The organism is Citrobacter sp. Cf087, from assembly GCF_030334285.1.
Lineage (GTDB): Bacteria > Pseudomonadota > Gammaproteobacteria > Enterobacterales > Enterobacteriaceae > Citrobacter > Citrobacter freundii.
In genome coordinates this window covers 872,354-885,906 of sequence record NZ_JAOWED010000022.1, presented here as the reverse complement: position 1 = coordinate 885,906, position 13,553 = coordinate 872,354, and the positions used below count along the sequence as shown (strand labels likewise).

At 54.2% G+C, this 13,553-nt stretch carries 11 protein-coding genes; 6 read left to right on the top strand and 5 right to left on the bottom strand.

Annotated elements, in window-relative coordinates; genetic code table 11:
- Positions 1-7: 7 nt before the first annotated feature.
- Genes OGV57_RS06345 through patD form a run of 4 tightly spaced genes read left to right on the top strand, consistent with a single transcriptional unit; the run spans position 8 to position 4,214 of the window.
- The gene (locus OGV57_RS06345; RefSeq protein WP_003020210.1) at positions 8-1,024 is read left to right on the top strand and encodes an ABC transporter ATP-binding protein; all 1,017 of its coding nucleotides are present in this window, start codon (positions 8-10) and stop codon (positions 1,022-1,024) included.
- Positions 1,025-1,969 (top strand): ABC transporter permease, encoded by a 945-nt coding sequence (locus OGV57_RS06340; protein ID WP_003843727.1) that lies wholly within the window; start codon positions 1,025-1,027, stop codon positions 1,967-1,969. It begins immediately after the preceding gene.
- Positions 1,959-2,765 (top strand): ABC transporter permease, encoded by an 807-nt coding sequence (locus OGV57_RS06335; protein ID WP_003020204.1) that lies wholly within the window; start codon positions 1,959-1,961, stop codon positions 2,763-2,765. The genes OGV57_RS06340 and OGV57_RS06335 overlap by 11 nt, the downstream gene beginning before the upstream one ends.
- Before the next feature lie 21 nt (positions 2,766-2,786).
- The gene (gene patD / locus OGV57_RS06330; protein WP_003843726.1) at positions 2,787-4,214 is read left to right on the top strand and encodes an aminobutyraldehyde dehydrogenase; all 1,428 of its coding nucleotides are present in this window, start codon (positions 2,787-2,789) and stop codon (positions 4,212-4,214) included.
- Between the two features lie 193 nt (positions 4,215-4,407).
- Here the strand turns inward: patD and OGV57_RS06325 are convergent, their stop codons facing one another.
- On the bottom strand, positions 4,408-5,535 hold the full coding sequence (locus tag OGV57_RS06325; protein ID WP_016150278.1) for a multidrug effflux MFS transporter: 1,128 nt from the start codon (positions 5,533-5,535) through the stop codon (positions 4,408-4,410).
- Between the two features lie 101 nt (positions 5,536-5,636).
- On the opposite strand from OGV57_RS06325, the gene OGV57_RS06320 reads away from it, so the two are divergent.
- Positions 5,637-6,416 (top strand): AraC family transcriptional regulator, encoded by a 780-nt coding sequence (locus OGV57_RS06320; RefSeq protein WP_353622405.1) that lies wholly within the window; start codon positions 5,637-5,639, stop codon positions 6,414-6,416.
- Between the two features lie 120 nt (positions 6,417-6,536).
- Here the strand turns inward: OGV57_RS06320 and yncL are convergent, their stop codons facing one another.
- Entirely contained in the window at positions 6,537-6,632 is a 96-nt protein-coding gene (gene yncL, locus OGV57_RS06315) for a stress response membrane protein YncL (protein WP_071524268.1), read from the bottom strand.
- Positions 6,633-6,824: 192 nt separating this feature from the next.
- On the opposite strand from yncL, the gene OGV57_RS06310 reads away from it, so the two are divergent.
- A complete protein-coding gene (locus OGV57_RS06310) occupies positions 6,825-6,998 on the top strand; it encodes a GhoT/OrtT family toxin (protein WP_003020198.1) in 174 nt (57 codons plus the stop codon).
- Positions 6,999-7,017: 19 nt separating this feature from the next.
- Here OGV57_RS06310 and OGV57_RS06305 read toward each other — a convergent pair whose 3' ends face one another.
- The 3 genes from OGV57_RS06305 to OGV57_RS06295 are packed head-to-tail and all read right to left on the bottom strand — an operon-like array spanning position 7,018 to position 13,470.
- Positions 7,018-9,180: a virulence factor SrfC family protein gene (locus OGV57_RS06305; protein ID WP_054528406.1), complete on the bottom strand. Its 2,163-nt coding sequence runs from the start codon at positions 9,178-9,180 to the stop codon at positions 7,018-7,020.
- Positions 9,177-12,158, bottom strand: coding sequence for a virulence factor SrfB (locus OGV57_RS06300; RefSeq protein WP_054528405.1), 2,982 nt, complete (start codon positions 12,156-12,158; stop codon positions 9,177-9,179). Before OGV57_RS06300 ends, OGV57_RS06305 begins: the two co-directional genes overlap by 4 nt.
- Positions 12,159-12,162: 4 nt before the next feature.
- Positions 12,163-13,470 (bottom strand): SrfA family protein, encoded by a 1,308-nt coding sequence (locus OGV57_RS06295; protein WP_003843722.1) that lies wholly within the window; start codon positions 13,468-13,470, stop codon positions 12,163-12,165.
- Between the last annotated feature and the right edge of the window lie 83 nt (positions 13,471-13,553).

The following is a 13,553-nucleotide window of genomic DNA, read 5'->3' as shown; positions in this document are numbered from 1 at the left end:
GGGTTTTATGACGTACGCAGTGGAGTTTCATAACGTCTCGCGTTTGTATGGGGATGTTCGTGCAGTGGATGGGGTGAGTATTGCGATTAACGACGGTGAGTTTTTCTCTATGCTGGGGCCATCCGGCTCCGGCAAGACCACCTGTCTGCGCCTGATTGCCGGGTTTGAGCAACTGTCAGGCGGCGCGATCACTATTTTTGGTAAACAGGCCAGCGAATTGCCGCCCTGGGAACGGGACGTCAATACGGTATTTCAGGATTACGCGTTATTCCCGCACATGTCGATCCTCGACAACGTCGCCTATGGGCTGATGGTTAAAGGCATTGATAAAAAACAACGCCACGCGAAAGCACGTGAAGCACTGGATAAGGTCGCACTCGGTTTTGTTTATGAACGTAAACCGTCGCAGCTTTCCGGTGGGCAACGTCAGCGTGTGGCTATTGCCCGGGCGCTGGTCAATGAACCGCGCGTCCTGCTGTTGGATGAACCGCTCGGGGCATTGGATCTCAAACTGCGTGAGCAGATGCAACTGGAGCTGAAAAAATTACAGCAATCCCTTGGCATCACCTTCATCTTTGTCACCCACGATCAGGGTGAAGCCCTGTCGATGTCCGATCGGGTGGCGGTGTTTAATAACGGTCGCATCGAACAGGTGGATTCTCCGCGTGAACTTTACATGCGTCCGCGGACGCCGTTTGTGGCAAGTTTCGTCGGAACGTCAAATGTCTTTGATGCGACGATGTCGGCGAACGTTTGTGGGCTACAGGGTATGTTCTCCCTACGTCCCGAACACATTCGCTTGAATGATGCCGGAGGAGAAGTCCAGGCCCGGGGTGTTATTCAGGCGGTGCAGTATCAGGGGGCGGCGACGCGGTTTGAGCTGAAACTTGCCGGAGGGGAAAAACTGCTGGTTAGCCAGGCGAACCTGACGGGAGAAATGCTACCGTCAACGTTGTCGCCGGGTCAGCAGGTGATGGCATCATGGTCCCGCGACGTGATGGTACCGCTGGTTGAGGAGAGGTGAATGGCTATGAACGTCTTACATTCGCCTCCACAGTCAACAAGCCTGAACCGGATCTCAGGTTACTTCTGGCGTAATCCGGGGATGGGGCTGTTTTTGCTGCTCCTTGGACCACTGATGTGGTTTGGCATTGTCTACTTCGGCTCATTACTGACGCTGTTGTGGCAAGGTTTTTATACCTTCGACGATTTCACTATGTCGGTCACGCCGGACCTGACGCTGGCGAATTTGCAGGCGCTGTTTAATCCTGCTAACTACGACATCATTTTGCGTACCCTGACGATGGCGGTGGCGGTCACCATTGCCAGCGCGATTCTGGCGTTTCCGATGGCGTGGTATATGGCGCGCTATACCAGCGGCAAAATGAAAGCCTTTTTTTACATTGCCGTAATGTTGCCAATGTGGGCCAGCTACATCGTTAAAGCCTATGCGTGGACGCTGCTGTTAGCTAAAGACGGTGTGGCGCAGTGGTTTTTAACCCATCTTGGGCTGGAGCCGCTACTGCTTTCGTTCCTGACGCTGCCTGCGGTAGGTGGCAATACGTTGTCAACTTCAGGCTTAGGGCGCTTTCTGGTGTTCGTCTACATCTGGCTGCCGTTTATGATCCTGCCGGTACAGGCCGCACTGGAGAGACTTCCGCCGTCACTGTTACAGGCCTCCGCTGATTTGGGCGCGCGTCCGCGTCAAACCTTCCGCTATGTGGTCCTTCCGCTGGCAATACCCGGTATCGCTGCAGGATCTATCTTTACCTTCTCTCTGACGTTGGGCGACTTTATCGTGCCACAGTTGGTGGGACCACCAGGCTATTTCATCGGCAACATGGTGTATTCGCAACAAGGGGCGATCGGCAATATGCCGATGGCGGCGGCATTTACTCTGGTGCCGATTGTGTTAATCGCACTGTATCTGGCGTTCGTGAAGCGTCTGGGAGCTTTCGATGCACTCTGAACGCGCGCCCTGGTTACTCAAACTGGCGGCATGGGGCGGGGTTATTTTCCTGCACTTTCCCATCCTCATCATCGCCACCTATGCTTTTAATACTGAGGAGGCTGCTTTTAGTTTTCCACCGCAGGGATTAACGCTGAAGTGGTTTAGCGTTGCGGCGCAGCGTAGCGATATCCTGGAATCTGTGACGTTGTCACTTAAGATCGCTGCGTTGTCGACCGCTATTGCCCTTGTTCTGGGGACGCTGGCCGCGGCCGCGCTGTGGCGTAGGGACTTTTTTGGCAAAAGTGCAATATCGCTGTTGCTACTGTTGCCGATCGCGCTGCCGGGCATTATTACCGGCCTTGCGCTGTTGACAGCGTTTAAAACCATCAACCTGGAACCGGGTTTTCTCACGATCGTAGTGGGCCATGCGACGTTTTGCGTGGTGGTGGTGTTTAACAACGTTGTGGCGCGTTTTCGCCGTACCTCATGGAGTCTGGTTGAAGCGTCTATGGATCTTGGCGCCAACGGCTGGCAAACCTTTCGTTACGTCGTGCTGCCCAATCTGGCATCGGCACTACTGGCGGGCGGGATGCTGGCGTTTGCCTTGTCGTTTGATGAAATCATCGTGACAACGTTCACCGCCGGACATGAAAGAACACTTCCTCTGTGGCTGCTCAATCAATTGGGCCGTCCACGGGATGTGCCGGTCACCAACGTTGTGGCATTGCTGGTAATGCTGGTGACAACACTGCCAATTTTAGGGGCCTGGTGGCTAACGCGTGAAGGCGACACTCTCGCCGGAAACGGTAAATAAACGACGATATGGGAAATTGCTATGCAACATCAATTACTGATTAATGGCGAGCTGGTCAACGGTGAAGGTGAAAAGCAGCCAGTCTATAACCCTGCCACTGGTGAACTCATTCTGGAGATTGCTGAGGCGTCAGCCATGCAGGTTGATGCCGCGGTGCATGCGGCAGACACCGCGTTTGCCACCTGGGGGCAAACCACGCCGAAAGTCCGCTCTGAACTGCTGCTGAAACTGGCGGACGCTATTGCCGATAACGCGCAAACCTTCGCTGAGCTGGAGTCACTTAACTGCGGTAAGCCACTGCACTGTGTCCTCAACGATGAAATTCCAGCTATTGTCGACGTTTTTCGCTTCTTTGCCGGGGCTGCACGAACTCTGCAAGGACAGGCGGCTGGAGAGTATCTGGAAGGACATACGTCGATGATTCGCCGTGATCCGCTCGGCGTGGTGGCCTCTATTGCACCGTGGAACTATCCGCTGATGATGGCGGCGTGGAAGCTGGCTCCGGCGTTGGCAGCGGGAAACTGTGTGGTAATTAAACCATCAGAAATTACCCCGCTGACGGCGCTTAAATTGGCCGAATTTGCCAAAGATATTTACCCGGCTGGCGTTATCAACGTCCTGTTTGGTCGCGGTAAAACGGTGGGCGATCCGCTGACCGGCCATGAAAAAGTCCGCATGGTTTCTCTGACTGGCTCCATTGCAACCGGTGAACACATTATTCAGCACACCGCGCCGTCAATTAAGCGCACACATATGGAACTGGGCGGCAAAGCTCCGGTGATCATTTTTGATGATGCCGATCTGGATGCGGTAGTGAGCGGCGTGCGGACCTTTGGTTATTACAATGCCGGGCAAGACTGTACCGCCGCTTGTCGAATCTATGCCCAAAAAGGCATTTATGACGCGTTGGTTGAGAAACTCGGCGCCGCGGTTGCCAGCCTGAAAATTGGTGCGCCGAACGACGAATCGACGGAACTGGGACCGGTAAGTTCGCAGGCACATCTTGATCGCGTGACTAAAGCTGTCGATGAGGCCAAAGCCCTGGGGCATATCAAAGTTATCACCGGCGGCAAGAAAGTGGATGGCGCAGGCTACTACTTTGCCCCAACGCTGCTGGCCGGGGCGAAGCAAGAAGATGCCATCGTGCAGCGGGAAGTTTTCGGCCCGGTGGTCAGCGTGACCGTATTTGATGATGAAGACCAGGTGCTGGCGTGGGCAAATGATTCGAAATACGGACTGGCATCTTCCGTCTGGACCCGGGATGTTGGGCGTGCGCATCGCTTTAGCGCTCGCCTGCAATATGGTTGCACTTGGGTCAACACCCATTTCACGCTGGTTAGCGAGATGCCGCACGGTGGGCAAAAACAGTCTGGGTATGGCAAGGATATGTCGGTTTATGGGCTGGAAGATTACACTATTGTTCGCCATGTCATGATCAAGCATGAGTAATCTTTTAAGCGCGAGCGGTAAATGGGGCACGGATAGCTAAATATCGGCAAACGTGTGTCTATACTATTCGCGCCACTGGCCTCGTCGCCATCGGACGGCGGTAAGTTGGAAATATCCGCGAGGTCAGGCTAATTGATAAAATAAAGCCCCAGCATATTGCCGGGGCTTTGTGCTTTCAGGAGCGCCATCGGGTTTATCTGCGGCCCAGGCTGCAAAGCCAGGCGAGTAGGGCACAGACGCTCAGAACTAGCCCCAGTTGTTGCACCATGCCTGCAAATCCCAGCATCATTCCCAGCAACAGGTAATAGCTTAATCCAAACAATGCCCCCGCGGCTCCGGCCTGTTCACGATAATGACGCAGCGCCTGACTCAGCACATTGGGAATGGCGATACCATAGGCAATCACCACGCCGAACACCGGAATCAGGATCCACGCAGAGTGCTGTAAGCACCACGCTACGAGACCTGACAACGCTGCCAGCGCACAGGCATAACGTACCAGTTGTTCCGGCGTCAGACCTGTCGTTAACAGTCTTTGGTTCAGCAGGCTACCCGACAGAGAAGCAAACGCAAGTAGCAACCCCGTCAAGCCAAAGGCTCTGGAGCTCCATCCCAATTGCCCAAAAAGAAACGGCGCCAGGCTGTAATAGCTAAACAGCATGGTGTTCAGTAGAGCAACCAGTATGGCGTTTTTCCACAGCTCATAGTCACGCGCCATGCGGGAGAGTAGCGCAGCAAGCCTTGGTCTGAGCGTATGTTCGGGCCGGGTTTCTGGCAGCATGGTCACGGTCAGCATCAGCAGTAGCAGCGCCAGCAGCACAAGGGCAATAAATACCCCGGTATGACCATACAAACTGACCAACCATCCTCCGCTTAGCAGACCGAAAACCGGACTCAATGCCAACGCGGCACCCATCACAGAAAAGACGCGGGATAGCGCAGTTGATTCATAGCTGTCCCTTAGCATGGTCTGTACCACTACAGATCCGGCAGCAGCTCCAATGGCCGAGACCATCCGTGCCAGCAGCAGAACGCTGAAATCAGTGGCAACAACGGCCATGAGGGAACCCGTGGCGTAGCACAGGAGTCCAGCCATCATCGCCCGGCGTCGCCCGATGCAGTCGCTCAGCCATCCCCACATCGCCACGCCGACGGCGAAGGCAACAAAATAAACGGAGAGTGTTTGAGCCGCGCGCTCACTGCTGACGTGATAAGACGTCGCAATACCTGGCAATGCCGGGCTGTAAATGGTTTCCACCAGTTGTGGAAACATAATCAGGAATGTGAGAAGCCACAGCGGCGGTCGATGAAATGTGTTCATAGCAATATCCAGAGAAACAGAAAACAGGTGGGCATTATTGCTGAAAGGAAAATGTCGCGTTACCATTATCAGGACTATAAATGTCAGATATCGGACAGAAGATGAAAATTGCCCCAGATGATGCTTTTGATGCGGACAGCTTTGATAAACCGGTAATCGGGATTGCTTCCGAGATGGGCGTACACGATTCAGGACGGCACAGCCATCTTCGTCATCAGCTACTTTATTCGGCAGCGGGAAGCATTACGATTGAGCTGGAACAGGCGTTGTGTCTGCTACCGCCACGTCGTGCGGTCTGGATCCCAGCCGGTACGGTACATCGCGCCATAATGCGCGGCGTGATGGCTTATCGTTCTTTGTACTTCTCAACCACGTTGCCGTTATCTGATTTACCGCTGCAGATAGTCGACGTTAACCCTCTCTTTTTTGAGGTGATAGAACGTATGTCTTTCTGGCCATGGGAGATGCCAGCCGCGAAGCAGGCCAGCCTCATCACCGTTTTTTGTGAGGAAATACGCGCCGCCCGCAGTGAAAACTGGACGTTGCAGTTTCCCTCAGATCCGCGGTTGAACGTGTGGCTAGAGGGATTACGTATGGGCGAACTCCCACCGCGACTGAATCAATTGTCCCGACGGGTTGGGGCATGTGAGAGAACAATCGGTCGAATATTTACCCGGGATACCGGGATGAATTATCAGAACTGGCAGCAGCAATTCAGGTTGCTAAAAGCCATGGAGATGCTGGCGGATGGATGCCCTATTAGCCAGGTGGCGCAATATCTGGAGTTTGTCAGCGACAGCGCTTTTATCGCGTTCTTCCATCAACATACCGGCACAACGCCGAGCCGTTATTCGGGCAATATAATGCCGCAGAAGGATTAGGGACATTACATACTAAGGATAATTTACCCGGCGGCGGGAGAGTGGGAAGATCGTGCACTAATGGCAGAGAGAAGTCCCTCTCTGCCAACGGACGCTGCAATTAATCAAACAAGAACCACATCAAGCAAACCAGCCGAACCTTGCGGAAATCAGACTGAAAAGTCCTACAGCAGCAAATATATTTATCAGCACCACCGTTTTACTGGAAACATTCATTTGTGCCACCTTTCGTTTTAACCCATATGGGTATAGTACGGGTTATAACTATCCGCAATAGTACGAATTCTGAACATAATGAAAATGGGTTGTTTTACAGCCGCTTTTCTTAAATTAATTAATAAAACTTGATGTGGGTCATGAAAAAGAGCATATTGCGCGCGATTTCACCTTTCGGCCCGGATGCCTTACATGTCTCTGTACCAAAAAATGTTGGTTTTTTATGCGGTGATGGCCGTTATCACGGCAATCATCACCTGGTTTCTTTCCCGCGATAAAAAGCGAATTCGCTTTCTCAGTGCGGTATTAGTCGGTGCGACCTGGCCGATGAGTTTTCCCGTCGCGTTAATGTTCTCTCTCTTCTGATGACGGCGTAAACGCCGCTTCAGGCGGAAAGCAGGGCATCTAATCGCTTTTTGTCGACTTCGCTGACATCCTGTGGATGCTGATACCCCACGTTCTCATTCGCACGGGTATACAAAGCGACCAGCCAGTCGTATACGTAGCGGCTTGCGCCGTGCGAAGGTTGTTCATCCAGCTTCGTCAGGCGTAACATCGGCTGTTGCTTCGGCGCGCTAAAAATAGCCGTTCCTTTCTGGATCCTGCTGGCAGGGCGTTGCTCCTCTGCAACGTCGGCAAATCCAAGCCAAGTAATAAAATCACCGATATCGGCGTATAGCTGCGCGGCACAGACGCTTTCGCGCTGCATAATGCGCTGTAAGCGTTGCGGCATCTCCAGGCGATAGCTGGTGGTGACGAGGATGTCAGCAACCTGCCTTAACGTACGGGGATCGAGTCGTAAACGGCGGGCATTATTTTCATCGCGACACCACTGGCGCACGTGGTTAATCCACATTTTGTGTGCCTGATATCCGGTCTCCTGGCTTTCCGGTGAGTGCATTGTGTCACGCACTTCGGCAAACAGGTCAATCTCTTCATTAAATAAACCACTTACCTGCTCCTCGCGCGGTTGCTGAATACGCAGCAGCGACTCAAAAATGCGCATCGGGGGGAGCAAACCATCCAGCAGTTCGCCATGCTTTGCCGCCTGAGCCTGTAGCTGGCGGATCACTGACTCATTGCTTGCTGATTCGGTCTCAACGGGATTAATCCAGCCGATTAGGGTTTCGCGTACGCGCTGTTGGTGCTGTTCACGCAGGGAGGTCAGCCTGGCCTGGCGCTGCTGTGGTGAGGTTGCCTGAGTCAACCATTCGACGAGGCGTTGTAAGCTGTGTTTATCCAGCGCCTGCAGCGTGCCCCAGTGCAGTCCGGGTTTGCCCATTAATTGCTGCACGGATTCGTCAAGATTTTGCTGGGTACTAAAACGCGCATCCTGCGGGGTAATGGCCCAGACCACGCCTGGCAATGCGGCGTCGTGGACGGGTTGAGTATCGTTAACCCAGCCCAATAGCTTGCGGGTGATGGCGGGCGTCTGGGCGCGGGTAGAGACAGCGTTGCAGATTAAGAGCACATCCGGTTGCAGGTGCTGGCGATAATGTTCCAGCATCCAGCCTAATTTTGCCTGCCACAGTGGATGCGGATGAGTATCCGGGGCGAGGGGAATATCGAGCAGATCGACATTCTCCAGCACTGCGTCTTCAACCGTCAGGATCAGTTCGCGCGTGAGCAGCGCCAGTGACGACAAAGAAAGGCTAACTGCATTGAGCAACTGATGATTTTCAATCGGATGAACCACCACATCGCTTTGCGCCTCATTATTGCCGGTCAATGCCACCTGGGTCAGGAAACTTTCGGCAGGTAAACCAAAATGATCAACCAGCAGACTCAGCGGGGCCGCTAATTCTTGCGCGTGTCCGGTTTGTTGCAACGTGTGCGCCAGCGTCAGCCACTGCTGCGTCAGCTCTGGTTGTTCTCCCCACAGTAGTGCCCAAGCGTTTGCCCGGGTAGTCAGATCCAGTGCGGGCAGCAACGTGGCAAACTGGTGCCATAGCGCATCGTCAATTTGCTGCTGGTTTGCCGGTACGCAGGAGCGCCAGAAACGACCGATTGCCGCAACATCATGTGCGGTAATGCCCGGCACAGGGTGACGCTGACGCAGCGTTTGCCATTTTTCCAGGCGCGCCTCAATAATCGATTTCTCGACCTGCCGGTTATCCGGGATCGCGCTGAACTGGGCGATAAATAGCTGTACCAGTTCCGCTTCACTGAGTAACCGCAGACGCAACGGCCATTCGCTATCATGCGGATTTTCATCGCGCGTAAAGCGGATCGCCATATTGGTTGGCGCATGGCCAGGATTAATATGCGAGAAATAATCAAAGCTGCGATCCGGGGTAACAATATTCACTTTGCCAGTGGCATTGCTGCACAATGCCGCAAGCAGATGTGCTTTTGCCGATTGTGAATGTCCGTATAACCCTATACATCCTTGCGATGAAAAGGTTGTCTCCAGCGCAGATTCACTCACTGCGGCTAGCGTAAGCTGTGCCAGCAGGGCATCCGCTTCATCATCAAGACGAGCCGCACGTTGACGGGTATCTACCACCCACTCGATGGCGGCCTGCGCGGTATTTAACATCTTACTCATTTCAGGTACACGCTCCCGCTATCGATCCAGTAATGGCTTCCGCTATGGCGACGGTCTGCCAGCGTATTCAGTTTTAACGTTAAGGCATTGGCGGCAACGGGGGTGCCATCCTGTAACCAGGCATCGCTCAGGACGAAGAATTCTGGGCCACTTTCTTTGCTGCCGCCGCGTAGCTGCAGCCGTACATTCAACACGCCATCTCCGGCGATGGTTTTTGCCAGTTCGGCAGAATTTATGCTGAGCGTATACAGCGGCGTGGCAGGCCAGCGGCTGTTTGCCAGTTGCCGGAATCCTAACGTCACGTTGCCACGTAACGGGAAGTGCAACCGGGCATCCAGCTTCGCACCGGGTTTATCCAGATCAATATCGTGATACCAGATGTTCTCATCGCGCAGGGTATTGACCGTGTTATCCAGTACGCCAAGATAACGTACGGTCGAGTAAGCGCCGATATCGGCAGCTTTAAAGTTAAAACGCGGCAAACGCAAATCCAGCGCCAGGCTACACAGCATGGCGCCGACTGCCGCGGTGGATTTGGGATTACCAATCCGCCCTTGTTGGCTGAACGGATACCACTCATGCACGCGGTAGTTATCCATCCAGATCATACGGTTAACCGGAACAGGTTGTAGATGGCGGATCAACGCCTGCACGCCCGGTAAACAGGCGGGCCTGCCGGTCACTAATAAAATATCGCAGCGATAATGTGAAATAGCCTCACAAACCGCGTGCAGCGGGGAAGTCAGGGTAAATTGCCCCGCTAACAGAGCTTCTTGTAACTGCCTGAACTGTACCTGCAACGGCACGCTCAGAATATCAAATGCTGGCGAACCTGCTGGCAACGCATGGTCGATAGCCTGCTGGATGTAGTTCATCACGTTGCGCGTTGGTCGTTGGCTCAGGAGTTCTCCGAATGTGGCATGCAGACCAGCGACCGGATCGTTAATATCGCTTTGTTCCCAGGCACTGAGTACCGCATGACCGAGTGGCATAAAGAGCTGCAATGCCGTTTGTTGACGCAAAATCGCTTGGGTATCGATACGACCGGAATCGCCAAACAGCGTGGCCAGCAATGCAGCGGCATCGGTCACGCCAGCTTGTTGTAAGCGGGTTTGCAGCGCAGGCAACACGCAACGCTGAATCACGTCCAGAAGCATGTCATCGCCTGCCACCTTAAAACCCTCACGGAACAGCAAATGCGGGGTAATTTTAACGTTCGCGCCGACGCCGTCATCAAGCTGATAATGGACGACGGCCATATCCGTTGTCCCGCCGCCAATGTCGATCGATGCCACGCGCAGCGCCCGGCCTTTAGTCTCACCGGGTTCCGGCAAACGGTCCGGGCGGGCAAGGGCGTTAAAGAATGATTCGGTGTGGCCATCGTAGTGAGAGATAGCCTCGTTATACAGCCACACCAGTTGCCCGCAGCTGGCTTCATCCCATTCCATCTGAATTTCAGGTACGGGAACCACACTCTTTTCCTGCTGTTTACGGGTAGTGAAGTCTTCATCCTGCGGGTGCCAGCCCATTGCTTTCCAGACCAGGGCAATAGCTTCAAACATGCGCAGGCGGAAAATCTCGCGCTCCTGTTTGGGCATCGCCGACGGTAGGGTCAGGATCAGCGTCCGTAACTGACGAGGAGATGCCGGGAATCCGAGGCGCAACCGCGTCGCTACGCTGTTAATTTGCCCCAGCGCTTGGGCCAGTATTTCGCATAACATATGCGTCATCAGCGTGCTGCGGCTGTATTGCGGTGAGAATACCGGCAGACGATCGTCCTGCGGCAGGCTGAACAGCGGTTGCCCGTCATCGTTCATCAGGTTCATCAGCGGGAAGGCGGTAGCCAGCGGCTCGCGCTGGGTTTTGCCATTCATCTGGCTAAAGCGCCAGTCATGTAACACCGGCGTTTCATCCCACAGATAACGGCGCGGGCTGGAGATCCCACTATTGCCCTCGGTGCCCATACGCTGCATCGCCAGCTTACGGGCTTCATCACCCACACGCACAATCGACGGCCAGATAAAGGCGTCATCACGTCCGCTCTCAACGGAAAAATGCTGCTTACCAAAGCGCGCTTCGGAAAACTCCAGCCGGCTGGTGAACAGCGGATCGTTGAGGAACTGCGGCTCGCTTAACGAACGGACCTGCAATTCAGCGGTCTGACGCAGCCCGTCATTGGCATCCCCGTGATCTTCAATCAGGACGCCACAGGTATGGGTATTACCGATATCTAAAATAAGATCGACGGGAATAGCGGGTGTGCTAAGGGTATGCGTAACCAGTTTCACTTCCGGGACAGAAAGCTGCTCGCCTAACAGAGTCAGCACATTCAGCCAGTGCGCCTGGTATTCAAAGTTACGCAGCGCCAGATGGATCTCTTGTTCTGAGCGATTCTCATGTTGGGTGACATGGTGCATAAAAGATTCGCGCAACCAGCCGTCAATCCAGGTCTGGTCAAGGAAATCAGCAATTTCATTGTCATGCCAGGCCAGCGCGAATCGTGTCCCGTTGAGCAGGTCGTTCTCATTAGGCGTTAACGCTGCAGGGGCATTTTCAGTGAGCTGGCTATCCAGCGCCACGGTAACGCGGTGGGTGTTGCCCGCGCTGTCGGGTTGCGCCAGTTTTCGTACCTGCACGCGCGCCCAGTTATCCGGGCCTTCAACAAACGTGCGCGGTGGGTTAAAGCGCAGAAACGGCAGCGGCAGCCAGACACCGTCGAGGACATCCAGCGAATAATGCAGCGTCTGGGTACTTTCCGGCTTCACCACTTCGGGCTGACCGCCAGTGCTGCCAGGCAAGGTATAGCGACCCGTTGCCAGATCGAAATCCAGCCGTAGCAGGGGACCGTTTGCCGTTTTGCGCACAAAGCGGCCATGGTGTGCAGATTCCTGCGGCGTCAGGCCAAAATCCAGGAATTGAACACCGCTATTGGCGATGAGCGTCACGCTCTGCTTGTAATCACACAGATTCACCAACATAGAATCAGGCACCTATCTTTTTGATTGTCAGAGGGATTTCCGCGTGATCGTCATAACGCGCGGTACAGGCGGCGACGTCGTTGGTTCCCGCTTTGCAGGTAATTTCAGGCATCGGATAACGTGACCCGTCTGTACAACGAGCATTGCCGCGACTCTTAATCATTAATTCACCCGACTGGTGCAAACCGGAGAAAATCTCGGCACGACAAACAATATTGTCACCATGAACCACGCGAGCAGTGCCTTTATTGGCCTGGATCTGATAGCGCAGCGACGGCGCTTTGCCGCTCACCGGATCTTTAACATCGACCAGGACGCGCCAGTTACCATTGAGGAAACGCGTCGTTCCTGCCTTCATCTGATTGGCATCCATCACCAGCGCATCTTTTGGAATCGCGGCGATCACCACCGGTCCTTCTACAGGTTTCTCTTTCTTCGCAGCTGGAGTCACTTCAGCACGATGCAAAGGCAGAGCAGATGCCAGTGCTGGCAGTGGTGCCATATCAATCTTAGCGACTTCAACAGCGGCGGCTTCGGGTACGGGCTGGGTGGTCTGTTGCTTCCACAGCAGCGGCCCAACGATGGCGGCAATGATGACTGCGGCAACGGGCAGGCTCCACAGCGGCAGGCGGCGCGCAGGTTTCTCTTGTGCCAGCGGCGGTGTAACCTCCGGTTCGTTAACTATAACCGGTGGCTGTGGCTCAGGTTCAGCCGGTTTAGCCAGCTCGACGACTGGCGTCAATAAAGGCGCATCAGCCTCGGCGAAGGTGATTTCCGGGGGGATTTCTTCTTCCTGTTCCGGCTCTGCTACGGTAACGACAGGAGGAATATCAGCAAGTCGCAGGCAATCGAGCACATCGTCGCGGGGATTTTCATTCAGATTGACGAAGCCCCAGAACGTAATAACGGGTTTGCCATCAACCAGAAACACGTGGTTTTCACCGGGAAACTGGATGGCTTTTTCGAGCAGAGAGCCAAACAGCTGTAGGGAGGTTTTTCCCGACTGCAGGCTTTTACGGCTCAGAGCCGCAGCATTTTCCAGCGTGCTTCCCAGATAGCGCAGCGCACGAAAACGTGCTTCTTCATCAGCGGCTTTCCACGCCACGGCTTTCCCTTCTATCGGGGAATACCAGTCAACCCGATCGCCGTTGTCGTTAATTTGTGGGATCGCCAAACAATCCACCATCGCCTGCTGTTTACGCAGACGAAGCGTTTCACGAATTTGCAATGCTGAATCAAACACGGCCTGACCACCGCCGCCCACGGCCTGATAGTCATCCAAATTGCCGCTGCGCAAGAGAGTTTTTGCCACGTTGTTACCCCTTAGACTTCTTCACGTATCTACTTTACGTTTTATAAAAACGAGCAAACGGAGAAAGAGAGGCAAAAAGGGGC

Excerpts from the sequence above, each read along its gene's own strand:
- OGV57_RS06345 (WP_003020210.1), top strand. The coding sequence starts at position 8 with ATGACGTACGCAGTGGAGTTTCATAACGTCTCGCGTTTGTATGGGGAT.
- OGV57_RS06340 (WP_003843727.1), top strand. The coding sequence starts at position 1,025 with ATGGCTATGAACGTCTTACATTCGCCTCCACAGTCAACAAGCCTGAAC.
- OGV57_RS06335 (WP_003020204.1), top strand. The coding sequence starts at position 1,959 with ATGCACTCTGAACGCGCGCCCTGGTTACTCAAACTGGCGGCATGGGGC.
- patD (WP_003843726.1), top strand. The coding sequence starts at position 2,787 with ATGCAACATCAATTACTGATTAATGGCGAGCTGGTCAACGGTGAAGGT.
- OGV57_RS06325 (WP_016150278.1), bottom strand. The coding sequence starts at position 5,535 with ATGAACACATTTCATCGACCGCCGCTGTGGCTTCTCACATTCCTGATT.
- OGV57_RS06320 (WP_353622405.1), top strand. The coding sequence starts at position 5,637 with ATGAAAATTGCCCCAGATGATGCTTTTGATGCGGACAGCTTTGATAAA.
- yncL (WP_071524268.1), bottom strand. The coding sequence starts at position 6,632 with ATGAATGTTTCCAGTAAAACGGTGGTGCTGATAAATATATTTGCTGCT.
- OGV57_RS06310 (WP_003020198.1), top strand. The coding sequence starts at position 6,825 with ATGTCTCTGTACCAAAAAATGTTGGTTTTTTATGCGGTGATGGCCGTT.
- OGV57_RS06305 (WP_054528406.1), bottom strand. The coding sequence starts at position 9,180 with ATGAGTAAGATGTTAAATACCGCGCAGGCCGCCATCGAGTGGGTGGTA.
- OGV57_RS06300 (WP_054528405.1), bottom strand. The coding sequence starts at position 12,158 with ATGTTGGTGAATCTGTGTGATTACAAGCAGAGCGTGACGCTCATCGCC.